Annotated in this window: 21 protein-coding genes; 8 read left to right on the forward strand and 13 right to left on the reverse strand. The window is 70.2% G+C overall.

Annotation, left to right across the window (positions count from 1 at the left end; translation table 11 throughout):
* Nucleotides 1-103 precede the first annotated feature (103 nt).
* Nucleotides 104-1,186: a tRNA epoxyqueuosine(34) reductase QueG gene (gene queG, locus Sp245p_RS10935; protein WP_109138501.1), complete on the forward strand. Its 1,083-nt coding sequence runs from the start codon at nt 104-106 to the stop codon at nt 1,184-1,186.
* On the opposite strand, the gene Sp245p_RS10940 is transcribed toward queG, so the two are convergent.
* From Sp245p_RS10940 to Sp245p_RS10990, 11 genes are all read right to left on the reverse strand, one after another.
* Complete coding sequence (locus tag Sp245p_RS10940; protein ID WP_186466854.1) at nt 1,149-2,120, reverse strand: lysylphosphatidylglycerol synthase transmembrane domain-containing protein; 972 nt, start codon at nt 2,118-2,120, stop codon at nt 1,149-1,151. The genes queG and Sp245p_RS10940 overlap by 38 nt on opposite strands.
* Before the next feature lie 60 nt (nt 2,121-2,180).
* Nucleotides 2,181-3,125 (reverse strand): glycosyltransferase family 9 protein, encoded by a 945-nt coding sequence (locus Sp245p_RS10945; protein WP_014239934.1) that lies wholly within the window; start codon nt 3,123-3,125, stop codon nt 2,181-2,183.
* Nucleotides 3,122-4,357, reverse strand: coding sequence for an O-antigen ligase family protein (locus tag Sp245p_RS10950; protein ID WP_014239933.1), 1,236 nt, complete (start codon nt 4,355-4,357; stop codon nt 3,122-3,124). Before Sp245p_RS10950 ends, Sp245p_RS10945 begins: the two co-directional genes overlap by 4 nt.
* A gap of 129 nt (nt 4,358-4,486) precedes the next feature.
* Complete coding sequence (locus tag Sp245p_RS10955) at nt 4,487-6,889, reverse strand: methyl-accepting chemotaxis protein (protein WP_014239932.1); 2,403 nt, start codon at nt 6,887-6,889, stop codon at nt 4,487-4,489.
* Between the two features lie 121 nt (nt 6,890-7,010).
* Nucleotides 7,011-8,231, reverse strand: coding sequence for a GNAT family N-acetyltransferase (locus tag Sp245p_RS10960; RefSeq protein ID WP_244439374.1), 1,221 nt, complete (start codon nt 8,229-8,231; stop codon nt 7,011-7,013).
* Nucleotides 8,228-9,883, reverse strand: a complete 1,656-nt coding sequence (locus Sp245p_RS10965; protein WP_014239930.1) for an acyl-CoA synthetase — start codon at nt 9,881-9,883, stop codon at nt 8,228-8,230. Before Sp245p_RS10965 ends, Sp245p_RS10960 begins: the two co-directional genes overlap by 4 nt.
* A gap of 151 nt (nt 9,884-10,034) precedes the next feature.
* Entirely contained in the window at nt 10,035-10,517 is a 483-nt protein-coding gene (locus Sp245p_RS10970; protein ID WP_014239929.1) for a YbaK/EbsC family protein, read from the reverse strand.
* Nucleotides 10,518-10,523: 6 nt separating this feature from the next.
* On the reverse strand, nt 10,524-11,351 hold the full coding sequence (proC, locus tag Sp245p_RS10975) for a pyrroline-5-carboxylate reductase (RefSeq protein WP_014239928.1): 828 nt from the start codon (nt 11,349-11,351) through the stop codon (nt 10,524-10,526).
* 5 nt (nt 11,352-11,356) lie between these two features.
* A complete protein-coding gene (locus tag Sp245p_RS10980) occupies nt 11,357-11,860 on the reverse strand; it encodes a type III secretion system chaperone family protein (RefSeq protein WP_014239927.1) in 504 nt (167 codons plus the stop codon).
* A gap of 203 nt (nt 11,861-12,063) precedes the next feature.
* Nucleotides 12,064-12,399 carry an accessory factor UbiK family protein gene (locus Sp245p_RS10985; RefSeq protein ID WP_014239926.1) on the reverse strand — a complete coding sequence of 112 codons (336 nt, stop codon included), beginning with the start codon at nt 12,397-12,399 and terminating at the stop codon, nt 12,064-12,066.
* Between the two features lie 141 nt (nt 12,400-12,540).
* Nucleotides 12,541-15,981, reverse strand: a complete 3,441-nt coding sequence (locus Sp245p_RS10990; RefSeq protein WP_109138503.1) for an AsmA family protein — start codon at nt 15,979-15,981, stop codon at nt 12,541-12,543.
* A gap of 219 nt (nt 15,982-16,200) precedes the next feature.
* Here Sp245p_RS10990 and Sp245p_RS10995 point away from each other — a divergent pair, with 219 nt between their 5' ends.
* Nucleotides 16,201-16,407, forward strand: a complete 207-nt coding sequence (locus Sp245p_RS10995; protein ID WP_014239923.1) for a DUF4169 family protein — start codon at nt 16,201-16,203, stop codon at nt 16,405-16,407.
* A 144-nt stretch (nt 16,408-16,551) separates the two neighbouring features.
* Nucleotides 16,552-17,391: a DUF2189 domain-containing protein gene (locus tag Sp245p_RS11000; protein ID WP_014239922.1), complete on the forward strand. Its 840-nt coding sequence runs from the start codon at nt 16,552-16,554 to the stop codon at nt 17,389-17,391.
* A 172-nt stretch (nt 17,392-17,563) separates the two neighbouring features.
* Here the strand turns inward: Sp245p_RS11000 and Sp245p_RS11005 are convergent, their stop codons facing one another.
* Nucleotides 17,564-17,752 carry a DUF1192 domain-containing protein gene (locus tag Sp245p_RS11005; RefSeq protein WP_014239921.1) on the reverse strand — a complete coding sequence of 63 codons (189 nt, stop codon included), beginning with the start codon at nt 17,750-17,752 and terminating at the stop codon, nt 17,564-17,566.
* A gap of 185 nt (nt 17,753-17,937) precedes the next feature.
* On the opposite strand from Sp245p_RS11005, the gene Sp245p_RS11010 reads away from it, so the two are divergent.
* The 5 genes from Sp245p_RS11010 (at nt 17,938) to Sp245p_RS11030 (ending at nt 22,997) form a co-directional block, all read left to right on the forward strand.
* The gene (locus Sp245p_RS11010) at nt 17,938-18,945 is read left to right on the forward strand and encodes an NAD(P)H-quinone oxidoreductase (RefSeq protein WP_014239920.1); all 1,008 of its coding nucleotides are present in this window, start codon (nt 17,938-17,940) and stop codon (nt 18,943-18,945) included.
* A gap of 320 nt (nt 18,946-19,265) precedes the next feature.
* The gene (locus Sp245p_RS11015; protein ID WP_014239918.1) at nt 19,266-19,883 is read left to right on the forward strand and encodes a DUF1013 domain-containing protein; all 618 of its coding nucleotides are present in this window, start codon (nt 19,266-19,268) and stop codon (nt 19,881-19,883) included.
* A 156-nt stretch (nt 19,884-20,039) separates the two neighbouring features.
* The gene (locus Sp245p_RS11020) at nt 20,040-20,633 is read left to right on the forward strand and encodes a UbiX family flavin prenyltransferase (protein WP_041810970.1); all 594 of its coding nucleotides are present in this window, start codon (nt 20,040-20,042) and stop codon (nt 20,631-20,633) included.
* Nucleotides 20,634-20,690: 57 nt separating this feature from the next.
* Entirely contained in the window at nt 20,691-21,383 is a 693-nt protein-coding gene (locus Sp245p_RS11025) for a carbonic anhydrase (RefSeq protein ID WP_014239916.1), read from the forward strand.
* Between the two features lie 243 nt (nt 21,384-21,626).
* On the forward strand, nt 21,627-22,997 hold the full coding sequence (locus Sp245p_RS11030; RefSeq protein WP_014239915.1) for a flagellar hook protein FlgE: 1,371 nt from the start codon (nt 21,627-21,629) through the stop codon (nt 22,995-22,997).
* Here Sp245p_RS11030 and Sp245p_RS11035 read toward each other — a convergent pair.
* Complete coding sequence (locus tag Sp245p_RS11035; protein ID WP_014239914.1) at nt 22,981-24,777, reverse strand: tetratricopeptide repeat protein; 1,797 nt, start codon at nt 24,775-24,777, stop codon at nt 22,981-22,983. The two genes, Sp245p_RS11030 and Sp245p_RS11035, sit on opposite strands and share 17 nt — an antisense overlap.
* Between the last annotated feature and the right edge of the window lie 208 nt (nt 24,778-24,985).

A 24,985-nucleotide genomic window follows, 5' to 3' on the forward strand; every position in this document is an offset into this window, starting at 1 on the left:
GGTTGCGCTTGTGCCGAACCTCACGCCATGCGCATCCCCCTCACCGGCCCTCCGGGCCACCCTCTCCCCGGAGGGGAGAGGGCTAACACTTCAAACCGTCACCATGCCCGACCCCATCACCTCCACCCGCGAAGCCATCCGCGACCGCGCCCTGTCGCTGGGCTTCGACGCGGTCGGCTTCGCGCGGGCGGAGTTGGGCGAGGAGGCCAAGGCGCGGCTGGCCGAATTCCTGAGCCAGGGCCGGCACGGCGACATGGGCTGGATGGAGGACAAGGCCGACCGCCGCGTCCATCCCCAGGCGCTGTGGCCGGAGGCCCGCACCGTCATCGCGCTCGGCACCAGCTACGCCCCGGCGGAGGACCCGCGCGCCCTGCTGGCGCATCCCGACCGCGGCATCGTGTCGGTCTATGCGAGGAACCGCGACTACCACGACCTCATCAAGGGGCGCCTGAAAACGCTGGGCCAATGGATCGCCCACCGTTTCAAGGCCGAGCTGAAGGTCTTCGTGGACACCGCCCCGGTGATGGAGAAGCCGCTGGCCGAGAAGGCCGGGCTGGGCTGGCAGGGCAAGCACACCAACCTCGTGTCGCGCACCCACGGCTCCTGGCTGTTCCTGGGCGAGGTCTACACGACGCTGGAGCTGCCGCCCGACCCGCCGGCGGTCGACCGCTGCGGCCAGTGCCGGCGCTGCCTGGACGCCTGCCCGACCGCCGCCTTCCCGGCCCCCAACCAGCTCGACGCGCGGCGCTGCATCTCCTACCTGACCATCGAGCACAAGGGACCGATCCCGGAGGAGCTGCGCCCACTGATGGGCAACCGCATCTACGGCTGCGACGATTGTCTGGCGGTCTGCCCGTGGAACAAGTTCGCCCGGCGCTCGCGCGAGGCGGCCTTCCTGCCGCGGGCGGAGCTGACCGCGCCGCGGCTGGCCGATCTGGCGCAGTTGGACGACGCGGGATTCCGGCAGGTGTTCAGCGGCTCGCCGATCAAGCGGATCGGCCGCGACCGCTTCGTGCGCAACGTGCTGGTGGCTCTGGGCAACAGCGGCGACGCCCGCCACGCCGCGCTAGCCGAACGGGCGGCCGAACGCCTTCTGGAAGACCCGAGCGAGGTGGTGCGCGACACCGCCGGCTGGGCGCTGGCCCGGCTCAGGGCCGCCCAACCCCCTTCGGACCCTTCAGGCTGAGCCAGAGCAGGCCGCCGGGAAGCGACGACAGGGTGACCGACAGCCCGATCATCAACGACAGGGCCAGCGCGTCGGTGGCGCCGAGCCCGTAGAGTGCGAAGCCGGCGACGAAGGCGCCTTCCCGCACACCCCAGCCGTTCAGCGAGATGGGCAGGGCCGCCGCGAAGATGGTCATCGGCACCACGGCCAGCGCGTCCAGGACCCGCACGGGAATGCCCAGCGCGTGGGCGTAGGCGATCACTGCGAAGACGGTGCAGGCATGGACCGCCGCGCTGTGCAGCAGCCCAGCCAGCGCCGCGCGGCTGAGCAAGGCGCCGCGCAATCGCGCGACTTGCGCCTGCATCGCCCGCACTGGCGGGCGCAGCAGAACACCCGGCAGCGGAAGACGGTCCGCCTGGAGCCCCACGACCATGCCAAGGGCGAGCAGCACCACCGCCACCGGTCCGGCCCAGGCGACCGAGGGCGGGGCCGTCGCCACGAGGTGCGGCAGTCCGAGGAACAGGAGCAGGACGCAGCCGACCAGGGCCAGCAGCCGGTCCAGCACCAGGGCCAGCACCACGGCGGTGGAGGACGCCCCGCCCCGGTAGGTCAGCCAGCCGCGCACCACGTCGCCGCCCAGCGCCCCCGGCAGCACCTGCCCGAAGAACAAGCCGGTGAACATCAGCCGCATCGCCAGCGCGTGCGAGACCCGTTCGCCCGCGGCGCGCAGGGCGTCGCGCCAGCGTTCCCCGGCGCAGACCACGGCGAGCAGCTTCGCCATGAAGCCGGCCGCCAGCCAGACGGGGTCCGCTCCGGTGACGCGCGCCAGCAGGGCCGGCCAGTCGGCGTTGACGCCCAGCACGCCGAGAACCGCCAGAGTCACCGCCAGCTTGGCGAGCAGCATCAAACGCCCGCCCGGCTTTCCGGCGGGCAGGGTGACCGCTTCGGCGGGCATTGCGCTGGCGTCCTGGCTGCTCAAATCCTTCATGACTCCTGCAAAACGATCGGCGGCACTCTACCGGCTCGGCGGAAGAGCGTCCATCGCCGCCAGCACACCCCCAACGTTCATGTCGGCGAAGGACGGCCGATGGTGCACGACCATGCGCGGCCCGTTGGCCTGGATCGGGACGGAGGCGTCGCAATAGAGACCCAGCGTCGGGCACCCGACGGCGGCGACCAGATGGGTGGGGCCGGTGTCGTTGCCCACCGTTGCCCAGGCCCGGCGGGCCAACCCGGCGATCTCCGGCACGCTGGTGCGGCTGGTCAGGTCCACCGCCTGCGGACAGACGGCGGTGATGGCCCGCGCGAGGTCCGCCTCGATGGCCGTGCCCAGCACGACCGGGGTGATGCCGCGCGCGGCCAGAGCGCGCGCCAGTTCGCCGTAGCGCTCCACCGGCCAGCGCTTGTCGGGCCGCCCGGGGGAGGAACCGGGAATCAACAGGGCGTAGGGTACGGCGATGCCGAACCCGCCGGTGTCGGCGTCGAGCCAGGACAAGTCCGGCACCGCGTCGGGCACGATGCCGAAAGGCGCCAACTGCCGGGTGTAGCGCTCGATCACCGGCACCTTGCGGCGCCCCGGATACTGGTCGCGGTGCGAGGCGCCCCACGCCGTCCCCGACCATTCCGGCCAGGGACCGGGGGCGAGCAGCCAGAAGTAGCGGTCGGTGCGCGGTTGCCCCTGAAGGTCGTAGACCCGGTCGAAGCGGCCGGAGCGCAGCAGCCGGCGGACCCGCCGATAGGCGCCGAGGGAGCGGCCGCGCGGGTCCTCCAGCACCTCGTCGAACAGGCCGCTGAGGCGGGCGAGCGGGGCCAGGGACGGCAGGGTCAGCAACGCCAGATGGCCGCCGTCATGATGCCGGCGGATGGCGGAAAAGGCGGTCTGGGCGAGGAAGAAATCGCCGAAGGCGCCCAGCTTGATGACCAGGACGCGGCGGGGTCCGTTGCCATGCGCCCCCGTCATTCGCCCCCCGCCGGGGTGCGCGCGGCCAGCCGGAGCATCAGGCCGGCGGCCAGCATCCCGCCCATCCACCACGCCTGCCAGATCCCGTAGGCCGTGCTCGCCATGGCGAGGCCGGACGCGAACAGGGCCAGCGCGAAGGGTTGCAGCCGCCGCTCCATCCGTTCCGTGCCGAACAGCAGGAGCAGCGACGCCGCCAGAGCCAGCGCAGCGCCGACGCCGCCAAGCTCCAGCCAGACCTGCAGGAAGGCATTGTGGGGATGAAGCGGCAGCAGGCTGTCGGTGAGCGTGCCGAAGCGCGACACCGCGCCCTCCGGGTCAAGCGCGCGGGAAGCGTCGATGCCTTGTCCGAAGACGGGCGTCTCCAGCGCCCGGCTGGCGGCCATGCCCCAGATCTCCACCCGGTGCTGCGCCGACCGGAACAGCCAGTCGGCTCCGTCCAGATTCAGCACGCGGTCGAACAGCAGCACCAGCGGCAGCACGAAGGCGAAGGCCACCCCCAGCACCGCCGCCAGCGCTCCGCGGACGAGCCGCGGCGACCAAACGGCCAGCGCGAAGGCCACCCCACCGACGGCGATGCCCAACATGGCCGACCGGCTGGTCAGCAGCAGGCAGGCCGCCGCGAAGACCGCGGGAAGCGCGACGGCCAGCCCCCGCCGTCCGGCCCGGTCGAGCGCCATCGCCGCCGGCCAGACCAGCAGGCAGAGCAGAACCGCCGTGCGCTTGGGCACGTTGGTCTCGGCGATCTCGACGCCCGCGGGCACATGGTTCCACCAGCGGTGCAGCGGGAAATCCAGCGCGGCCTCCACGGCGAACAGCAGGACGCCGGCGAACACGCCCACCAGGAACAGTCCGGTCAGCCGCCGCGCCTCCACCCCCGGCAGGGAGGACAACCACGCCCCGCCGGCCAGCGCGCCGAGGCCGATGTAGCCGATCTCCACCACCGTCAGGCCGGCGCGCGGCGATGGGCTCCACAGGATCGAAAGGGAGGCCAGGACCAGGAAGGCGAGAACCACCGCCGTGCCGGGCATCGCCCGCTGCAGCCGTCCCAGGGCGCCGCGGCGGGCCAAGCCGGCCAGCCCGACCAGCGCGATCAGGATGGCCCAGACCGGCAAACCGCGCGGCGCCATGGCGGCCAATGGGCCGAGCGCCGCCACCGCCACGCCGGCCAGACCCGCCAGAATCGCGTCGGGTATTCCCCGGGCGGAGTCGCGCTGTGACAAGGGGAAAGCCATGAGTTCTCGCGTCCGTGAGGCACGGCGCGGCTTAACAGATGCCCCGTGCGAAAGCAACGGGAACGGGCCGGGGGATTTTTCGGCCCCGGCCCGCGGTCCCACGATGAAGGGCAACCCCCGCCAGACGGCTCAGGCGGTCCGCACCTTGTTGAGGAAGCCCTGCACCTCGGAGCGCAGATGCTCGGCCTGGCGGGCCAGAGTGCGGCTGGCGCTCAGCACCGCGTCGGCGGCGCCGCCGGTCTTGGTGGCGGCGTTGGTCACCTCGGCGATGTGGTGCATCACCTCCTGCGTGCCTTCGGCGGCCTGATTGACGTTCTGGGCGATCTCGCGGGTGGCGAGCCCCTGCTGCTCCATGGCGCGGGCGATCTCGGTCACCGTGCTGCTGATGGTGCCGACCGCGTCGGAGATGGTGCGGATGGCGCCCACCGCCCCGCCCGTCGCCGCCTGCATCTGCGCCACCTGGCTGGAGATCTCCTCGGTCGCCTTGGCGGTCTGGCCGGCGAGGTTCTTGACCTCCGTCGCCACCACGGCAAAACCCTTTCCGGCCTCCCCGGCCCGCGCCGCCTCGATGGTCGCGTTCAGGGCCAGCAGATTGGTCTGCTCGGCGATCTCGCCGATCAGGTCCACCACCTGCCCGATGCGCTGCGCCGCCTCGGCCAGACCTTCGACGATGCCGTTCGTCTCCGTCGCCTTGGCCGCGGCCCCCACCGCCACCTGGGAGCTGCTGTTGAGCTGGCGGGAAATCTCGGCGATGGAGGAGGACAGCTCCTCCGCCGCCGCGGCGACGGTCTGCACGTTGCTCGACGCCTGCTCCGACGCCGCGGCGACCGCGCTCGACTTGGCGGTGGTCAGGGCAGCGTCCGACGACATCTCCTGCGCGTCGCGGCCCAGATTGCCGGCGGACTCGGTCAGCGACAGGACGACGCCCGACACCGCCTGTTCGAAGCCGTTGGCAAACTCGTTCATGGTGCGGCGGCGGTCGGCGTCGATCTGCCGGCGCATTTCCTCCCGCTCGCCCTCCATGCGCTGCATCTCCAGGGCGTTCTCCTTGAAGACGCTGAGAGCGTCGGCCATGGCGCGCAGCTCGTCCTTGCGGTCGCCGCCGGGGATGTCCACCGTCAGGTCGCCCTCGGCCAGCCGGCCCATCGCCTTGGTCATGGCGTGCATCGGGTGGGTGATGGCGCGGTCGATGATCCAGGCCATGACCATGCCGAGCGCCAGAGCCACGGCGGCGCCGATGATGATGATCAGCTCCGCCCCGTTGCGCCCGTTCTCGCGGTCGTCGCGCTGGATGGAGACGAGACGGGCCACCTGCTCGCTGACGTCGCCCGCGGCCTTGGCCATGGTCTTGGAGGCGGTGCGCTGGTTCTCGCTGGTGGTGACGAGGGCGGCGAACTCCCGATCGAAGGCCTGGGCGGCATCGGTGATGGCGGCGATCAGCGCGCGGCCTTCCGAATCGACGAGCACGGCCCCGGCCTGGGTGGCGAGCCCCAGCGTCTCCTTGACCGCGCCATGCACCCGGGCGCGGGCATCCTCCCCGTTCATCAGGATGAAATCGCGCTGCCCCAGCATCGCGGACTGCGCGCCCTGGATCAGGCGCATGGCGATGCCGCGCAGCTGGACGGCCTCGTTCACCTCGCTCTGGGCGAAGTTCGCGGCCTCCTGGAGCGCGCTGGAGACCATCGCCTGGTTCTCCTGCATCTCGTGGGCGAGATTCTGAATCTCAAGGGCATGGCGATCCAGCGCCTGGATGCGGCCGCTGGCCGGTTCGCCGGCGCCTTCGGCGCGGGCCTGATCGAACACCATGCGGTAGGCGCCGGCGATGGTGACGATCCGCTGGGCCAACTCCTCGTCATTGGTGCCGACGAGATCCTTCTCGATGGCCTCGGCGTTGGCCAGCAGCGCCGCGATGGCCTCCCCGGCGGCGGCCATCGTCGCCGGATTGCGGGTGTGCGCGAAGTCCGACTGCAGGCGGCGCGCCTCCAGCACCATCTCGATCAGCCGGTCGGCGCGGTCGGAGGTGTCGCGGCTCTGCCGCACGGCGTGCTCCGCGTCCTTCAGGCTGACCATGTTCTGGTCGTAGCGGTCGGACTGCTGCTTGCCGATCTTCTCCGCGATCTCCCGCAGGGCCTGGGCGCGCGTCTCCATGCTCTGGGTGCGGGCGCGGGCCTCCGCGTCCTGGGCGACGAAGTTGGCGAAGGCGCTGCGATAGCCGGCGATGCCCGCCAGGATCTCGTCGACCAGCCGGATGCTGCCGGCGTCCTCAAGCGCGGACCGCGTGCCCTGCGCTTCGTCGCGCAGCCGGTCCAGCATGCCGGGCACATTGTCGGCGGCCTTGGAGTCGCGCTCGGTGACGAAGCGGGCTTCCTCGATCCGCACGGTTTTCAACCGGGCGTCCAGTTCGGCGGTGTGGGCCGCCAGATCGACACGTCCGGCGTAGGTGCGCAAGCTGTTCCAGCCAACGAACGCCACCGCGACCGTCATCAGAAGGACCGCCGCAAAACCGAGCGCAATCCGCGTTCCAATCGTCATGAAATCGGGCTCCCCCGGATCGTACGGCCTTATGCTGTGGCCGTCGTCATGCCTTTGTCGCTAAGGGATACATCAGAAAGGGTTAATTTCTGGTTTGATAAACGCGACTGGTAACACCGCTTCAGAACCGGTCCGGCATCCACGGCGCCGGTCCCGAGAAAAACCGCGCTGCGAGCGCCATCGCGTCTTCGCCACCACGCAGAAGACCAACCTGGCGGAGAATTTGCGGGCCTTTGTGGCCACTGTAGAGGGCGGCAAGGGCTGCGATGGACAGCGAAAGCCCCGCTCCGGCCGCTTTTCCACCGCCGCCCGTCTTCTCCGGAAGCCGGTCCACGACGCCCTTCCCATCGGACAGGCGCAACCGGAAAGTGCCGGAATTCTCCGGAATCACCGCATCGGATACGTCCAGCGTCAACTCGCCGGCAACCCCAGGTGGATAGCCGCGAGCTTCCAAAGCGCGCCGAAGGTCGAGAATGCGCAACAGCCATTCGTCCCGCGCGTCGGCACGCGGACCGCTGTCAGGCGCCATCAGGACCAACGGGTCGTCGGGTCCGCCGCGCCAGGAGACGCGGTCGACCTGCGCCCTGTAGCCAGCCAGGAAACCCTGCGCCAGCCGCACCGCACGCGGGCTGAGCAGGCACAGATCCGCAACCAACAGCTTTCTATCCGACGGTGGCGCCACCGCCACGTATCCCTCCACCCCTCGCGGACCACCAAAAGTGTAAACATCGGACGGAGCACCATCCGGGCAAAGGGCGAAGCTCCACAGGCCTTCATTGCGCTCCACCAGACCGTTTGCGGTGATGAGCAGGCTGCGGCGTAGCGCCGCAAGCTCGCTGGCGTCGCTCGCGTCGGTTCGGCGAATCCACCCGTCCTCCGGCGGCGGTCCGGCGGACAGGGCGGCCGGCGGGGCGCTCCAGTCGAAGGATACCCCGCCCCGCCCGAAGCCCAGGCGGGTGTAGACCGGCAGGGTCGCCGGGTAGAGCACCGACAGCGCGGCCCCACCGGCCCGCGCCTCCTCCAGCAGACCGCGCATCAGCGCGGTGCCGTAGCCGCGCCCGCGCTCCGCCGGATCGACGGCCACCGCCGCCACGCCGCAGGACGGCACCGGGCGCCCGCCGAACCACTGCTCCATCGGCCAGACGGCGGCGCAGGCAACGAGTTGTCCGGCGCGGCCCGCCTCCGGTCCGGCGCGCAGGCCGCGCATCACGCCCGGCCCGAACAACTCCACCGACCGGTCGAAATACTCACGGGGAATGCCGAAACCCTGGCGGACCAGGGCCGTGGCGTCCGCCCGCTCCTCGGGCAGAAGGGGGCCGAAGCCCCCGGTCACAGCGGTCACACCTTCGCTCCGTTCAGCGCGCGGGCCTGATCGCGCAGCACGTATTTCTGGATCTTGCCGGTGGAGGTCTTCGGCAGGGCGGTGAAGACAACGGTGCGCGGGCACTTGAAGTGGGCCAGATGCTCCCGGCAATAGGCGATCACCTCGGCCTCGGTCAGCTGCTTGCCCTCCTTCACGGTGACGAAGGCGCAAGGCGTCTCGCCCCATTTCTCGTCCGGGCGGGCGACCACGGCGGCCTCGACGATGTCCGGATGCTTGTAGAGGACCGATTCGACCTCGATGGTCGAGATGTTCTCGCCGCCGGAGATGATGATGTCCTTGGAGCGGTCCTTCAGCTCGATGTAGCCGTCCGCATGCCAGACGCCGAGGTCGCCGGTGTGGAACCAGCCGCCGGAGAAGGCCTCCTGCGTGGCCCGCGGGTTTTTCAGATAGCCCTTCATGACGGTGTTGCCGCGCATGAAGATCTCACCCATCGTCACGCCGTCCTTGCGGGTCGGCTGGAGCGTGTTGGGGTCGGCGACCATCAGCCCTTCCAGCGTGGCGTAGTTCACGCCCTGCCGCGCCTTCAGCGCCGCGCGCTCCTCCAGCGGCAGGTCGTTCCAGTGTTCGTGCCAAGCGCAGATGGTGACCGGGCCGTACACCTCGGTCAGGCCGTAGACATGGGTGACGTCGAAGCCCATCCGCTCGATCTTCTCGATCACCGCGGCGGGCGGAGCGGCGCCCGCGGTCATCATCTTCACACCGCGCGGGATCTCACGCTTCTGGTCCTCCGGCGCGTTGACGATCAGGCCCATGATGATGGGGGCGCCGCACATGTGGGTGACGCCAAGGTCCGCCAGAGCGTCGTAGATGCCCTTGGCGGTGATGGTGCGGACGCAGACGTTGGTGCCGGCCATGGCGGTGACCGTCCAGGGGAAGCACCAGCCGTTGCAGTGGAACATCGGCAGAGTCCACAGATAGACGGGATGGTGCGGCATCGCCCAGGTCAGCACGTTGCCCATGGCGTTCAGGTAGGCGCCGCGGTGGTGGTAGACGACGCCCTTGGGGTTGCCGGTGGTGCCGCTGGTGTAGTTCAGCGCGATGGCCTGCCACTCGTCGGCCGGCATCGGCCACTCGTAGGCCGGGTCGCCGGTCTCCAGGAACTGCTCGTAGGTCTGCTCGCCGATCAGTTCGCCGCCCTTGGCCTGCGGGTCGTCGATGTCGATGACGATGGGGCGGCGCTTCGGCTCCAGCATGTGGACGGCCTTGGAGATGACGCCGGAGAACTCCCGGTCGGTCAGCAGCACCTTGGCCTCCCCATGCTCCAGGATGAAGGCCAGCGCCTCGGCGTCCAGGCGGATGTTCAGGGCGTTGAGGACCGCGCCGGTCATCGGCACGCCGAAATGCGCCTCGAAGGATTCCGGCGTGTTGGGGGCCATAACCGCGACCGTGTCGCCCAGCCCGATGCCGCGCTTCGCCAGCGCCGAGGCGAGCCGCACGCAGCGCTCGTAGGTTTCCGCCCAGGTGCGGCGGACCGGGCCGTGGATCACGGCGATGCGCTGCGGATAGACGGCGGCGGTGCGGCGCAGGAACGAGAGCGGCGACAGCGGCACCGTGTTGGCGGCGTTCTGGTCGAGGTCGGTCTCGTAGGGGTTGTGCCGGGCGTCAGTCACGGGGGGCCTCCCTGATGCGTCTCTGTTCAAGAACTCGTTGGGAAGAGTCTTGCCAGAGAATCCAGAGGCTTGGAAGAGGGGTGGCCCGGCGATGCGCGGTCATGCCGCGCTGCGGCATCCTGCCCGGTTGACCGGCTCGGTTGTCGGACGGTCAGCCCTTGCGGATGGCTTCGACCCGCCCGCCGGTGATGGCGACGAGTTCCGCCGGGGTCAGGCGGAAGACCGCGTTGGGGGTCCCGGCAGCGGCCCAGATGGCGTCGAGGCCCATCAGGTCGGCGTCGATCAGGACCAGCGGCGACACGGCGTGTCCGATGGGCGGAATCCCGCCGATGGCGAAGCCGGTGGCCTCGCGGGCGAAGTCCGGATCGGCCCGCTCGATCTTCTCGCCGATCAGCCGGCCGACCGCCTTCTCGTCCACCCGGTTGGCCCCGCTGGCCACCACCAGCACCGGCCGGCCGCTCTCTTTCGCACGGAAGATCAGGGACTTGGCGATCTGCGCCACGGCGCAGCCGACGGCGTTCGCGGCATCCTCCGACGTGCGGGTGCTGCCCTCATGCTCGACCACGCTGTGGCCGTGGCCGAAACCGTCCAGCAAGTCCTGGACCCGTTGGGCGGAGGGGCTGAGGGCCGCCATGACGCCTTACTTCGCCAGTTCGCGGGAACGGTTCGCGGCGGCAGCCACGGCGCGGTCGAACAGCGGCTGCATGCCGTCCCCGGCCATCAGCACGTCGAGCGCCGCCTGGGTGGTGCCATTGGGGCTGGTCACCGCCTTGCGCAGGTCTGCGGCGGCGGTCGGGGACTGGTGGAGCAGTTCGCCCGCCCCCGCAACGGTGGCCCGCGCCAGACGCATGGCAAGCTCGGCGGGCAAACCGGCGGCCTCGCCGGCCTTCGCCATGGCCTCGACCATCAGGAAGACGTAGGCGGGGCCGCTGCCCGAGACGGCGGTCACCGGATCGAGGAGCGACTCGTCCTCCACCCAGGCAACGTCGCCAACCGCGCGCAGCAGCGAATCGCACAGCGACTTCTGCGCCTCAGTCACCACCGGGTTGCCGACGGCGACGGTCATACCGCGGCCGATGGCGGCGGGCGTGTTGGGCATGGAGCGGACGATGGCCGCGCCCTCCCCCAGCGCCGCTTCGAAGGAGGCGATGGTTTTGCCGGCGGCGACGGAGAGGAACACCGTGCCGGGGCGGACCAGCGCCCGGTAGGCCGGAAGGACCGAGTCCATCACCTGCGGCTTCACCGCAAGAACCACCACGTCCGGCGCGAAGCCGGCGGGCAAGGCGTCCACGCCGCTGGCCAACACGACCGCGGGGTTGCCCCGCAGGGACTCCGGCAGGCCGGACGGTTCGATGACGGCGACGCTGGACGCAATGCCGGCCTTCAGCCAGCCGTCGAGCATCGCGCCACCCATCTTGCCGCAGCCGGCCAGCAGCAACGTGCAACCCTGCGCCTTCCCTTGCGCCATGACGGTCACGCCTCCCCGGCGGTGTCGAGGATGGCGGCGGACACCGCCTCAGACGCCGACTTGCCGCCCCAGATCACGAACTGGAAGGCGGGGTAGAAGCGCTCGCACTCCGAGAGGGCGATCTCGACGAGATCCTCAAGCTGCTCCACCGTCGCGCCGCGCGAGCCGCGCAGCAGCATGGTCTGGCGGAACATCGGGGTGTGCTCCTCGGCGCAGACGTCGAAATGGCCGAGCCACATGCGCGCGTTGACCTCCGCCAGCAGATCGTTGACCGAGGAGCGACGCGCCGCCGGAACCTTCATGTCGAACTGGCAGGAGAACTGCATCGCGCTGACGTCGGACTGCCAGACGAAATAGAGACGGTAATCGCACCAGCGCCCGCCGATCTCGACGATCAGCTCGTCCTCGCCGGCCCGCTCGAAGGGCCATTCGTTGGCGGTGACGATCTCCTCGACGATGTCCAGGGGATTGTGCGCGGAAGAGGGGGTGTCGACGGCAACAGCCGACATGTCGGCGTCCTCCTGTAAAGGCGCGGTGGACGGAACCGCCCCGGGACCAATCCGCCTTCGCGCAAGAAGGGGAAGCCCCGAGATGTTGTGGCTGGCAGACGGATGCATACCACTCAATGCACCGTGCCAAAAGGGTCTGGCCGGCGCAACTGGTTTTCGGCGGTGCATCCGTGAAGGTTCGCAGACGTTGGCGGAGGGCCGTATCAGACCGGCCCGGTGCCCCCTCCAGCAATGGGGCCGACCGCCGGAGCGGCGGTGCCCGACGCCGGCTTCGCGTCGCGCCCGGCCTGCAGACCGGCCACCGTGGCCTCCAGCGCGGCGAGCCGCTCGGCCATGGCCTCCTGCTCCTCGCGGGCCTTGGCGGCCATGGCGCGGACAGCCTCGTACTCCTCGCGGCTCACCACGTCCATCCGCGACAGAACGCGCTCGAACTGCTGGCGCATCTGCGCCTCAGCTTCCTCGCGCAGGGACGACAGCGCGCCGAGCGCGCCGCCCGCGACGCGGGCCAGATCGTCCAGAATCTTATTGTCCACCTGCATCGACTCAAAATCCGCTTCTTGTCTGCCGCATTATGGGACCCGCCCCACGGAACTTCAACGGGCTTGGACGCAAAGCGTCACGGGGTTTGGACGCAATGCGTCACGGGGCTTGGACGCGATGAGGCACGTGCGTCCTCACTTTCAACGCCGCAGCCCGTCGATCAGCCCCTTCAACAGCGCGTCCGGCTTCGGAGCGTTGCCGCCGCCGGGAATCGGCAGATCCTTCGGCACCACCCTGTTCAGCAGCCCTTCGGCGGCGCGGCGGGCGAAATACTCCTGCACGTCCTGCATCTCGAAGGAGCGGGTGGGCTTGTCGAGCGCGCCGGTCATGCGGACGGTCAGCGGGGGCAGCGACTGGTCGGACTGCACGGTCAGGCGGACGCGCATGTCGATGGTCTGCGCCGGCAGGTTGACCTGCCCCGCCGCCACCGCCTCGCCCAGGTCGGAGGTCAGCCGCGTGTCCTCGGTGCGGGCCACGCCCTTGTCGATGGCAAAGCTGCCGTCCAGCCGGGCGAAGCGGGTCTCCCCGCCCTGAAGACCACCCATCACCGCGCCCAGCAGCTCCTGCGGGCGTTCCAGCTTGGTCAGCCGGTCGCGCAGAACGCCAAGGTCGAAGCCGCGCAGCAGACCATCACGGGCGCTGATCCGGCCCTGGCCGGCCAGCGCCTTGAGCATGGCGTCGCCGCCGGCCCCGCTGGTCGTCAGGTTGGCCTCGGCGTCGAGCACGCCCCCGGCGATCTCCAGCGCGCCGCCGCCCAGCCCGCCGCCCACCGCCTCGGCCAGCTTGGCCTTGGACAGCGTGATGGTGGCCTCGGCGGTCGGCGTCTGGTTGCCCGGCGCGGCGAGCCGCCCCGTGGCGCCGAGCTGCCCGCCCATCAGGGTGCCGTCGAACCGCTCCACCGTCAGCACGCCGTTGGTCACGGTGGCGCGCAGGGTCGGATTCTCGATCCGCGTGCCGCCCTTGACGAGGGCGGAGGAAGTCAGCACGAAGCGCCCGTCGAAGCGGCGCAGCCCGCTGAAATCCCCCGTCGCGGCGGCGGGCGCGCCCGGCGACGCCTCGGCCGCCGGGGAGGACGCGGCGGCGGGGCGGGCCGCCGCGGCGGGAAGCGCCGCCAGCCGGTCCAGCTCAAGGTCGCCGGTCTGCAGCTCGGCTTCCACCCGCGGCTTGCTGCCGTTCAGATCGGCGCTCGCCTTGCCTTTGACGGTGACGCCGGCCACCGTCCCCTGGATGTTGCCCAGGGTGAAAGCCTTCCGAGTCCCCGCCAGCTCCGTGTAGAGGTCCATCGGACCGTAGGAGCCCGACGCCGCGCCGCCGGAGGACGGGTTATCGGCGAACAGACCGGCCAGCCGGGCCAGCTCCGGATGCTTGGCGCGCAGCTTCAGATCGACGGACGGGTTCTTCTCGACGTTCAGCACCGTGCCGCCCGCCTCCAGCGAGCCTTCGGCCGCCTCAGCCCCCAGTTCGACCGCCAGACGCTCGGCGTCGCCCGACAGGCGGGCCTGCGCCTTCACCGCGCCCAGCCGCTCCGGCGCGGGGGCGCCCTCCGGCCAGGGAACGGCGCGCGCCACCCCTTCCAGGCTGGCGGCCTCGGCGTTCAGCGTCAGATGGGCGCCGCGCAGCGGCTCCAGCCCGGCGATCTGCCCGTCCAGACGGAGCTTCACCCCGGCGGCGTCCTGCACCGTCGCCTCCTTGATCGACAGGGCGCCGCCCGCGGCGGTGGCGTCGAGCCGCAGCCCCTGGACCGGCGTGTTGCGCACGGTCAGCTGCCCGACCGACAATTCCAGATTGGCGTCCACGCCGGCCAGCAGCCGGACCGGGGTCGTCGACGAACTCCCGGACAAACCTCCCGTCGAGTTCCCGTTGCGTGCTTGGGCCGGGGCGGTGGCAGCCCCGTTGGCGGCGGCCTGGGCGCTGTCCGGCGCGGGCAGATAGGCGTCGAGATTCAACCGGTCGAGGTCGAGCCGCGCCCCGAAGGCGGGCCGCCCGCGGTCCACATAGGCGACGGCACCGGTCAGGCGGCTGGCGTCCACCCGCAGATCCAGCCCGCTCACGTCCAACCGCCCCGGCCGCCCCTGCAACTGCGCGGCGATCGACGCCCGGCGCAGGCGGTCCGCCGGCACGGCGCGGACGTCCACCCGCAGCCATTCCAGCAGGGCGCGCAGGTTGTCGGCGTTCGCCTCCATCCGAAGGTTGAGGTTCGGCTGGCCGTTGGCCGCCGCCAGCTCACCCGCCGCCACGATGTCGGACCCGCCGGGCAGGAGGGCACTGACGCGGTCGATGTTCAGCGTGCCGCCGCTCAGGCTGGCCTCCACCCGCCCCTGGCGCATCACGCCGCCGTTGTAGGTGATGCCGTCCACCGCGAGGTCGAGCTTGGCATCCAGCGCGTCCGGAAGGGCGAACCCGCCCGGCTGGCCTGCGCCACCCGATGGCGTGCCGCCGGACGGAGCGCCGCCGGACGGGGAAGTGGATGGCGCGCCCTTGGCCGCGTTTCCGTTGCGGGCGGCGGGCGGGGTGCCGCTCTCCGAGCCGCCGCCCGACCGTGCACGCTCCAACCAAGCGTCGAGGTCCAGGCGGTTCAGGGCCAGGGTCAGCTCCGCCCGCGCCGGCGTGCCGCTGTGCAGGGTCGCCGTGCCGGTGGCGCGCGTGTCGCCGAGCTGCGCTTCCAGATTGGTGAAGCTCGCCGCGGTCGGAGACGCCTCGACCGCCGTGCGGATGCCGAAGGACTGGGCGAGCAGCGCGTTCGCCTTCCTATCCTCGCCGGCCGCCGAGCCGCTGCGGACCAGCGCCAGGACGCGGGACAGGTCGCTGCCCTCGGCGCGCAGGTCGCCCTGGGCGCGCGACCCGCCGCTGCCCGGCGGGTTGGTCACGATCCCGGCGAAGCGCAGCGTGGCGTCGGTGTCGGCCATCGACAGCGTCGCCCGGACCTGGACGGCAGCGCCGTCGATCAGGCGGCTGACGAACATCTCCCCGCGCAGCGGCACGCCACGCGCCCGGAAGCTGCCCTGCCCCTGGAACGGCCCGGTGAAGCTGCCGGCGACGATGCGCGCGTCGACCTGGTCGATCACCTCCGACTGGCCGGTGCGGGCGTCGCGGTACTGGATGGTGCCGTTCTGCACCGTCACCTGATCGAAGCTGACCGCCGAGGCCAGCCCATCGCCGGACCCGCCCCGACCGCCGTCGGCCGGACGCCCGGCACCGGACAGGTCCCAGTTGAAGCGCCCGTCGGGCAGCGTTTCGAACAGGAAGGTGGGATCGATCAGGCGGATGCTCTGCACCTGGATGTGGCCGCTGAGCAGCGGTCCGAGCGCCACGCGGACGTCCAGCTCCTTCAGGCGGGCCATGTCCTGCTCCGACCCGCCGGGCGCGTTGGCCAAGCGGGCGTCGCGCACCGTCAGCGCCGGGGCCGGCAGCAGCGACAGGCCGATGTCGCCCCTCAGCTCCACCTCGCGCCCCGTGGCGGCGGACACCCGCTCCGCGATCTGGGATTTGTAGGCGTTCCAGTCGACCACACTCGGCACGATCAGCACCGCGGCCACCAGCAGCCCCAACAGAATCAGCGCCGCGATCAGGAGTTTCTTCACCGGTTGCCCCGCCTTCCCCACCGTTCGGCTGTTAAGTCGCCGTATTCCTGCCACAAGATGTCCGCCACAAGCCGCGGGAACCGCTGGCGCCCGCTCCGGTCTTCCGGGTGGCACGGGGTTCCGCTAAACTATCGTCCCAAAAGAAAACAAGCAATTTGGGCATTCCAACGGCCGAGTTGTCCAAAAGACGATATGCCCCGCCCTCAGGAGAAGCGCCCCATGGCCGATGTCGTGAACCTGAACCGCTTCCGGAAGATGCGCCAGAAGGAAGAGCGTGAAAAATCCGCTGAGGAGAACCGGGTCCGCTTCGGGCGCACCAAGGCCGAGAAGCAGCGCGATCGTCAGGACGCCGAGCGCCGCAAGGCGGATCTCGACGGCAAGAAGGTCGATGGCGAAAAGGTTGGCGGCGAAAAGGTTGGCGAGTGACGGCCAAGCCCGTGCTTTGGTATCGCTTTTGTGACAATTAGGTATTCAAACAATTCGTCCATAAGACAATCTGGAACGCGGCAGACCGCTTTGCTACACTTCCCCTCACGAGAGGCGCAATGGGCAAAGGGGAGGACCATCATCATGGTCGACATGTCGTCTCACCGCGGTGCGTCCCAATTCCATCGGCCGGTCCGGCGCAAGGCGCCCTCCGAATTCCACAAACCGGCACCCTATCTTCCACGAATCCGCAGCGTCGACGTCGACCGCCCCTGGGTGTGGCTGAGCGCCGGCTGGCGCGACATGTGCGCCAGCCCCATGATCAGCGCCGCCTACGGCCTGCTGGCGGTCCTGTCCAGCCTCGCGCTGGTGGCGGTGCTGTCGATGCAGGACATGCAGTATCTGGTCCTGCCGATGGCGGCGGGCTTCATGCTGCTGGGACCGGTGTTCGCCGTCGGCCTCTACGAAACCAGCCGTCTGCTGGAACGGGGGGAGACGCCGACTCTGATGAAGGTCGCCGGGGCCTACCGCCGCAACGGCGTGCAGATCGCCGGCATCGGGCTGGCCCTGATGCTGGCCATGCTGGCCTGGATCCGCATCGCCTTTCTGATCTTCGCGCTGTTCTTCGCGACCGAGCCGCCGGCTTTCGACCAGCTCGTCGACCGCATCTTCTTCTCGGCCCAGACGATCCCGTTCCTGCTGACCGGCACCATCGTCGGTGGCGTCATCGCCACGGCGGTCTTCGCCATCAGCGTGGTGTCGATCCCGATGCTGCTCGACCGCGAGACCGACAGCTTCACCGCCATGGCGACCAGCGTCGCGGTGCTTCGCGAGAATCTGCGGACCATGGCCGGCTGGGCCTTCCTGATCGTGCTGTTCACCGCGGCGGGGATGGTCACCGGCTTCCTCGGGCTGGCGCTGGCCCTGCCGCTGATCGGCCACGCCTCCTGGCACTGCTACCGCGATCTGGTCGGCGCGGACTGAGATTCAACGGGCCACCCTCTCCCGTCCCGGGAGAGGGTGGCCCGAAGGGCCGGGTGAGGGTAAGGCCAGGATCATATGACAGCCCGTTGCCGGCACCCTCACCCTTCCCGCGCGGTGCGCGGGCCCCTTCCCTCTCCCGGGGCGGGAGAGGGAAAGTCTTCATTCCCCCTTCTCAGGACGGCTTCTTGAAGAAGGCCTCCGCGGCGTTCTTCTGCGCCTCCTTGGCGGTGATGGCGGCGCGGGCGCGGGCGATCTCGGCCTCAAGCCCGGCGATGTAGTCCTTCAGCTCCGCCACGCCCAGCGTGGTCAGGTCCTTGAGCGCCGGCTTGGCCTTGCGCGGTTCCAGATCGTCGATGTCCATAGGGCTTCTCCTCCCGCTTTCACGCATCCCTGCCCCGCGCCGTCCGCTTCCCGCCCGTTGGAAAGGCTGGCGGGGCGTGCTTGTCAGCGCCGATGCGGAATTCTAACTTTGGACGCCTGCGGACACAAACGGCCCGGCCACCCGGAGCGGTGGACGCCGCGTCAACGAGGAATGGGGGAGACACCATGGGCATCGCCCTGCCGGACAGCATGACCTGCGTTGAGATTTCGCAACCCGGTGGCCCGGAGGTCCTGCGCACCGTGCAGCGTCCCGCCCCGGTGCCCGGCCCCGGCGAGGTGCTGGTGGCGGTGGAGGCGGCGGGCGTCAACCGCCCGGACATGCTGCAGCGCCAGGGCCGCTACGACCCACCGCCGGGCGCCTCCGACCTGCCCGGCCTGGAGATCGCCGGGCGCGTCGTCGCCATCGGCGAGGGCGTTACGGAGTGGGCCGCCGACGACGCGGTCTGCGCCCTGATCGCCGGCGGCGGCTATGCCCAGTACTGCGTGGTCCCGGCGCCGCAGCTCCTGCCCGTTCCGAAGGGCTACGGCATGGTCGAGGCCGCCGCCGTTCCGGAGACCTTCTTCACCGTCTGGACCAACGTGTTCGAGCGCGGCGCGCTGAAGCCCGGCGAGACTCTGCTGGTCCACGGCGGTTCCAGCGGCATCGGCACCACGGCCATCCAGCTTGCCAAGGCCTTCGGGGCCAAGGTCTTCACCACCGCCGGCAGCGCCGAGAAGTGTCGCGCCTGCGAGGAGCTGGGCGCCGACCGCGCCATCGACTACAAGACCGAGGATTTCGCCGCCGTCATCCAGAAGGAGACCGGCGGGCGCGGCGTCGACGTGGTGCTGGACATGGTCGGCGGCGACTACATCGCCCGCGACATCGGCATCATGGCCCCCGACGGGCGGCACGTCTCCATCGCCTTCCTTCAGGGGCCGAAGGTCTCCATCAACATGTTCCCGGTGATGACCAAGCGCCTGACCCTCACCGGCTCCACCCTGCGCGCCCGCTCGGTCGAGGAGAAGGGCCGCATCGCCGCCGCCCTGCGCGAGAAGGTCTGGCCGCTTCTGGAAGGCGGCACGGTCAAGCCGGTGATCCACAAGGTCTTCACGCTGGAGCAGGCGGCCGAGGCGCACGCCCTGATGGAATCCAGCGCGCACATCGGCAAGATCGTCATGACGGTTGGCGGCTGACCGCCGCCGCGACCGCTGCTGCACCCGCGAACCATTAAATTGCGAAGGGAATTCCCCGGTTTCACAGCCGGGAATTCCCTTTCAAGCAATTTTTTCGCTTCATTCTTGTTCCCGGACAGCCGGGTGGGCTTGCTAAAGCGCGCCAAGACGGTTAGCAGAGGGATCGGCGTCCGGGTTTTCCCGGCCGCCTGCCCGAGCACGCTTACATCGACCGGTTCCGGCCCTATATGGAGGGCGAAGCTCGGGACCATCCGGTAAAGTATGGCCGATCGCGCCACCCGCCAGCGGGTGCGGTCGGGTTGGAGTTGTCAGGAGGGACGATGGCACTGCCCTTGATGCCGAAAGCGACGGCCGTCTGGCTGGTCGAGAACACATCCTTGACCTTCGAGCAGATCGCCGCCTTCTGCGGCCTGCATTCCCTGGAGGTCCAGGCCATCGCCGATGGCGAGGTGGCGGTCGGCATGGTCGGGCTGGACCCGGTGGCCAACGGTCAGTTGACCAAGGGCGAGATCGAACGCTGCGAGCGCAACCAGGATCTGCGCCTGAAGCTGCTGGTCCCCGACCTGCCGCTGCCGGCGGCTCGGTCCAAGGGGCCGCGCTACACCCCGATCACCAAGCGCGGCGACAAGCCCGACGCCATCGCTTGGCTGCTGAAGCACCATCCGGAGCTGTCGGACGCCCAGCTTTGCCGCCTGATCGGCACGACCAAGCCGACCATCGCGGCGGTCCGCGACCGCACGCACTGGAACGCCCCGAACATCAAGCCGCGCAACCCGGTGCTGCTCGGCCTGTGCACCCAGCGCGAGCTGGAGGAGGCCCTGGCCCTGGCGGTTCGCCGCGGCGGCGTCCCTCTGTCGCAGGAGGAGCGCGAGGCCCAGGACGGCGAGGACGGCTACGGCGACGAGTCGCCCTATTCGGAGCAGGAAGAGGCGCGCTGACGCCGCCTTCCCGGCCCCTCTCCCCCGGCGGGAGGGGGGCTTTTTGCTTTTGTGCGCCGGGTGCGGCCCGTCCCTCCGCCCCCGGCGCCGGGCCCGTGAAGGGGTCCACAAGACCGCGCTCTGGACGCCACCCGGTCCGCGCGCTACTTCTTCGCCATGACTGCACCCTCCCGTCTTGTCGTCGGCATCAGCGGAGCCTCGGGCGTGATCCTCGGCATCCGGCTGCTGTCCGTGCTGCGCCGGATCGGCGTCGAATCGCACCTCGTCGTCAGCCGCTCCGCCGAAGTCACCCTGGCCCATGAGACGGACATGAAGGTGGCGGAGCTGCGCGCTCTCGCCGACGTGTCCTACGCCGCCGCCGACATCGGCGCGGCCATCGCCAGCGGCAGCTTCCGCGCCATGGGCATGATCGTCGCCCCCTGCTCCGTCCGCACGATGAGCGAGATCGCCACGGGCGTGACCTCCACCCTGCTGACCCGCGCCGCCGACGTCACGCTGAAGGAGCGCCGCCCGCTGGTGCTGATGGTGCGCGAGACGCCGCTGCATCTGGGGCACCTGCGCACGATGACCCAGCTGGCCGAGATGGGCGCGGTGATCGCCCCGCCGGTCCCCGCCTTCTACAGCCGCCCGCAGACCATCGACGATCTGGTGGACCACGCCGTCGGGCGGGCGCTGGACCTGTTCGGGCTGGACGCGGGCATCGTCCGCCGCTGGGGCGAGCCGGCGCCTGCGGAGGTTCTGGAAACATGACCCGGCCTGGGCTATACCGCATCCGCTAAATCCCGACCGAAGAGGGGTATCAGAACGATGCCACACACCCGCGACCAGGACGTTCCGATTCGTCAGCTTCTCGCCGGGATGAAAGGCTTCCGCGCCCGCTATTACGAGCGCCGGCCCGACAGCATGCGCCAGCTCGTCGAGGAGGGGCAGAAGCCCAAGATCCTGATGATCGGCTGCTCCGACAGCCGCGTCGATCCGGCGCTGCTCACCCAGGCGGAGCCGGGCGAGATGTTCGTCGTCCGCAACGTCGCCAACCTCGTCCCGCCCTACCAGCCGGACGGCAGCTACCACGGCACCTCGGCGGCCATCGAATACGCGGTGCGGGTGCTCCAGGTCAGCCACGTCATCGTGCTGGGCCACGCCCTGTGCGGCGGCATCCAGGGGCTGATCCGCCTGCGCAAGGGCGAACCGGACCAGAACGATTTCGTGTCGCCCTGGGTGTCCATCGCCAGCGCGGCGCTCGATCCCTACATCCCGCCCGCCCAGGGGGACACCGACGAGGAACGGCGCAAGGCCGAGTTCGAGCGCCTTCAGCAGAAGCCCGACGTGATCGAGCGCGCCGCCGTCCGCACCTCGGTGGACAACCTGATGACCTTCCCCTTCGTCCGCGAGCGGGTCGAGGCCGGGACGCTGGAGTTGCACGGCTGGTGGTTCGACCTGGACAGCGGCGACCTGTGGGCCATCAACTCCCAGACCAAGATGTTCGAGCCGGTCGATTGAGACCACCGAGGGCGCCGGCGGCTGGGCGAAAGCTGCCCAGCGCACGGTGATGAGCCGCTTCCGCCGGGAAATTTCTGCCCATCCCCAGTTTCCCTCAGCCTGAGCAAATCCCTCCCCAACCACGGGGCCCACCACGGGGGGAGGGATGTTTCAGCGGCTCACCGCTTTTTGGCATGATGGTTGCAATTCCTTGCGCGGCGCGTTCCGACGGACGTGCGTCGATGGGAATGAGGCGGCCGGACCATGGGCATCACCACGATCTTCAACAATGGCGTTCTCGGGCTGACGGCGCAAAACCGCGCCCTGGGCACCATTTCGAACAACATCGCGAACGCCTCCACGTCCGGCTTCAAGGCGTCGGAGACGCAGTTCTCCGACTTCGTGCTGAGCGACCGCACCGGCAACAAGGACCCCGGCAACGGTGTGCGCGCCTTCGAGCGGTTGGACCACAGCGGCGGCACCGTCACCCGGACCGACATCACCACCAACGCGGCCATCAACGGCAACGGCTTCTTCATCGTCCAGGATCTGGCTGCCCAGGCCGGCACGACCGCGACCACCGCCCAGACAAGCGACGATTCGGTCTTCCTGACGCGGTCGGGCGATTTTTCCCCCGACAAGGAAGGCCGTCTGGTGAACGGCGCCGGCAAGGCGCTGATGGGCTTCAAGCTCGACCCCGCCAGCGGCACCGGCTCCTTCGGCAGCCTCAGCAGCATGACTCCGGTTTCGCTGAGCGGGTTGCAGGATTACCGCGAAGCCTCGACCCAGGCGTCGCTGAACCTCAACCTGCCCTACGACCAAGCCCCGGTGGCCGGTGAGATCACCACGGCGAACACCACCGGCGTCGTTCTGAACATGGTGGACAAGAACGGCGCCGATGGGGCGATGGCCCTGCGCTTCCTGAAAACCGGACAGGCGGAGGACGGCACCTCGACGTGGCAGGTCTTCAACGCCGGGGTCGTCGGCGCCGACGGCAAGCCGGTTGGCAATGGCAACGTGAACGATCCGACCACCTGGAAATCGCTCGGCACGCTGAACTTCGCCCGCAACGGCACGCTGACCGGCGGCCCCACCGGCAGCCCAGTGACCCTGACCCTGAATCCCGGCGGAGACTTCTCCCAAACGACGCTGGATCTCGGGTCCTACGGGAAGATGACCAACTCCATCACCACCATCGCCGGCATGGATCTGGGGATCGTCCAGGGCAACAACGGCATCCGCGCCGGCACCTATCAGGGGGCGGAGCTGACCGCGGACGGCTTCGTCGCCGCGAACTTCCAAGGCGGGAAGCAGCGCTACATCTACCGCATCCCCGATGCGACGGTCATCAACCCGACCGATCTGGAAAGCGTGTCCGGCACCATGTTCCGGACCAGCGCCAATTCGGGCGCCATCCGCCTGAACTCTTTCGGCAACCTGACCAACGAGACCGGCACCAGCGCACCGAAGACCGTCGGGGCGTCGCTGAACACGGCCAGCGTCGAGGGCTCCAACGTCAAGATCGAGGAGCAGTTCACCACGCTGATCCAGGCGCAGCGCACCTACTCCGCCGCCTCCAAGCTGGTGTCCACCGCCGACGAGATGACCCAGACGACGATCACGCTGAAGTCCTAAGCGCCGCCTTCGCAAGGCTTGCGGCGCGCAGCGCGTCGGCGACGCGCCCGGCCACCTCCGTCCAGTCGCCAACGCGCGTCTGGCGGAACAGGCGGGCGGTGGGGTACCAGGGGCTGTCCTCCCGCCCCAGCAGCCAGCGCCAGTCGGGCGACAGCGGCAGCACCACCCAGACCGGCACCCCCAGCGCCCCGGCCAGATGCGCCGGCCCGGTGCAGGAGGAGATCACAAGGTCGAGGTTGGCCATGATCGCCGCGGTGTCGACGAAATCAGCGATGTCCGGACCGAGGTCGGTGAAGGTCGAGGGCATCGGCACCCGTTCCAGATCCTCCCGCCCCGGCCCCTTCTGCAGCCCGAAGAAGCGCACGCCCGGCACGTCCAGCACCGGCCGCAGCCCGGCCAGCCGGGGCGAGCGCAGCGCATCGCCGGGAAAGCGCGGGTTGCCCGCCCAGACCAGCCCGACCCGCAGCCCATCCGTCAGTTGCCCGTCCGCCAGCCGCTTGCTCCAGGCGGCGGCGCGTTGCGGGTCGGGGCACAGATACGGTACGGCGGCGGGCACATCGTCCAGCTTGGTGCCGAAGGCGCGCGGCAGGCTTATCAGCGGGCATTCCAGATCGAAATCCGGAAGCGGATCGCCGCGGGCGATCAGCCGCTCCACCCCCGGCAGGCCCGACAGGACGCTCACCAAGGGCCGTTGCACCTCCAGAATCACCCGCGCGCCGCGCGCCGCCACCAACGGGACGTAGCGGACGAACTGAAGGGTGTCGCCCAACCCCTGCTCGGCGTAGAGCAGGATGGTGCGTCCGGCGAGGTCGCCGCCGGTCCAGGTGGGCTGGGCGAAGCGGCGCCAAGGCGGTTCGGCCCGTGTGTCGTGGCGGCGCCAGTCGAACTCCGGCCAGCCGCCCTCGCAATCCCCGGCCAGCAGCCGGGCGAAGCCGCGGTTCCAGCGCATCCCGGCGTCCCCGGGGCGGGCTTGCAACACCCGGTCGAAGTCGGCAAGGGCCTCCACCGGTCGGGCCATGGCGAGCAGCGCACCGCCGCGCGCCGCCCACAGGGACGGGCCGGAAAAACCGCATTCCTCCGCCGTGGCGAAGGCCGCCAGCGCTTCGTCGAAGCGGCCCTGCCCAGCCAGCAGCGACCCGAGATTTCCCCACGCCGCGCCATAGCCGCGGGCGAGGTCCAGCGCCCCCCGGTAGGCGGCCTCCGCCTCATCCCAGCGCTTCTGCGCCGCACAGGCGGAGCCGAGCATCATCAGAGCCGCCGGCGATCCCGGCGCCAGCGCGGCGGCGCGGCGGGCCACGCGCTCCGCCTCCATCACCCTCCCTTCGGCCAAGGCCGTTTCGGCGAGGTTCACCAGGGCGTCCGCCGAGGCGGGGAGCAGCGCCAGCGCCCGCTGCGCCGAGCGGGCGGCCTCCGGCACCCGGTTCAGGTCACGCAGGGCACCGGCCCGGCTGGTGTGGGCATCGGCGAGAAACGGGTCCAGCCGCAGGGCGCGGGCGTAGCCGGCCTCCGCCCCCGCCGCGTCGCCCATGGTCTGACGCGCGCCGGCCAAGTTGGAGTGCCCGCCCGCCGAGTCGGGACGCAGCGCCAGCGCCCGGCGCAGCAGGAGCACCCCGTCCGCCGGGCGGCCCGCCTGCGCGTGGAGCACGCCCAGGAACTGCGCGGCGTCGGGCTGCTCCGGATCGGCCTCCAGAATCCGCCCGTAGAGCGTCGCCGCCTCGGCCAGACGGCCCGACTGGTGGTGATCGATGGCGGCCAGAAGGGCCTCGATGATCGTCGCCATGGGATGTGCCCAATGGTGGAAGGGGTACTGGAAGCCGAAGGAATGGACAGGCCCGCCGACGGATTGATCACAAGTCCTGCCGTTACCGCAACCCACCCACGAGAAGCCCCGCGTTGCATTTCACTTTTGCAAAATTTATTCTGCACACCATGCCCTGGAGCATACCGGGGTATTCAGCGCGAGGACCGCGTCCCGCTTATGAAAAGCA

This window comes from Azospirillum baldaniorum (assembly GCF_003119195.2).
Taxonomy (GTDB): domain Bacteria; phylum Pseudomonadota; class Alphaproteobacteria; order Azospirillales; family Azospirillaceae; genus Azospirillum; species Azospirillum baldaniorum.

What these genes read in the sequence shown, in the direction of transcription:
- queG (WP_109138501.1), top strand. Translation starts at nt 104, where the DNA reads ATGCCCGACCCCATCACCTCCACCCGCGAAGCCATCCGCGACCGCGCC.
- Sp245p_RS10940 (WP_186466854.1), bottom strand. Translation starts at nt 2,120, where the DNA reads ATGCCCGCCGAAGCGGTCACCCTGCCCGCCGGAAAGCCGGGCGGGCGT.
- Sp245p_RS10945 (WP_014239934.1), bottom strand. Translation starts at nt 3,125, where the DNA reads ATGACGGGGGCGCATGGCAACGGACCCCGCCGCGTCCTGGTCATCAAG.
- Sp245p_RS10950 (WP_014239933.1), bottom strand. Translation starts at nt 4,357, where the DNA reads ATGGCTTTCCCCTTGTCACAGCGCGACTCCGCCCGGGGAATACCCGAC.
- Sp245p_RS10955 (WP_014239932.1), bottom strand. Translation starts at nt 6,889, where the DNA reads ATGACGATTGGAACGCGGATTGCGCTCGGTTTTGCGGCGGTCCTTCTG.
- Sp245p_RS10970 (WP_014239929.1), bottom strand. Translation starts at nt 10,517, where the DNA reads ATGGCGGCCCTCAGCCCCTCCGCCCAACGGGTCCAGGACTTGCTGGAC.
- proC (WP_014239928.1), bottom strand. Translation starts at nt 11,351, where the DNA reads ATGGCGCAAGGGAAGGCGCAGGGTTGCACGTTGCTGCTGGCCGGCTGC.
- Sp245p_RS10980 (WP_014239927.1), bottom strand. Translation starts at nt 11,860, where the DNA reads ATGTCGGCTGTTGCCGTCGACACCCCCTCTTCCGCGCACAATCCCCTG.
- Sp245p_RS10985 (WP_014239926.1), bottom strand. Translation starts at nt 12,399, where the DNA reads ATGCAGGTGGACAATAAGATTCTGGACGATCTGGCCCGCGTCGCGGGC.
- Sp245p_RS10995 (WP_014239923.1), top strand. Translation starts at nt 16,201, where the DNA reads ATGGCCGATGTCGTGAACCTGAACCGCTTCCGGAAGATGCGCCAGAAG.
- Sp245p_RS11000 (WP_014239922.1), top strand. Translation starts at nt 16,552, where the DNA reads ATGGTCGACATGTCGTCTCACCGCGGTGCGTCCCAATTCCATCGGCCG.
- Sp245p_RS11005 (WP_014239921.1), bottom strand. Translation starts at nt 17,752, where the DNA reads ATGGACATCGACGATCTGGAACCGCGCAAGGCCAAGCCGGCGCTCAAG.
- Sp245p_RS11010 (WP_014239920.1), top strand. Translation starts at nt 17,938, where the DNA reads ATGGGCATCGCCCTGCCGGACAGCATGACCTGCGTTGAGATTTCGCAA.
- Sp245p_RS11015 (WP_014239918.1), top strand. Translation starts at nt 19,266, where the DNA reads ATGGCACTGCCCTTGATGCCGAAAGCGACGGCCGTCTGGCTGGTCGAG.
- Sp245p_RS11020 (WP_041810970.1), top strand. Translation starts at nt 20,040, where the DNA reads ATGACTGCACCCTCCCGTCTTGTCGTCGGCATCAGCGGAGCCTCGGGC.
- Sp245p_RS11025 (WP_014239916.1), top strand. Translation starts at nt 20,691, where the DNA reads ATGCCACACACCCGCGACCAGGACGTTCCGATTCGTCAGCTTCTCGCC.
- Sp245p_RS11030 (WP_014239915.1), top strand. Translation starts at nt 21,627, where the DNA reads ATGGGCATCACCACGATCTTCAACAATGGCGTTCTCGGGCTGACGGCG.
- Sp245p_RS11035 (WP_014239914.1), bottom strand. Translation starts at nt 24,777, where the DNA reads ATGGCGACGATCATCGAGGCCCTTCTGGCCGCCATCGATCACCACCAG.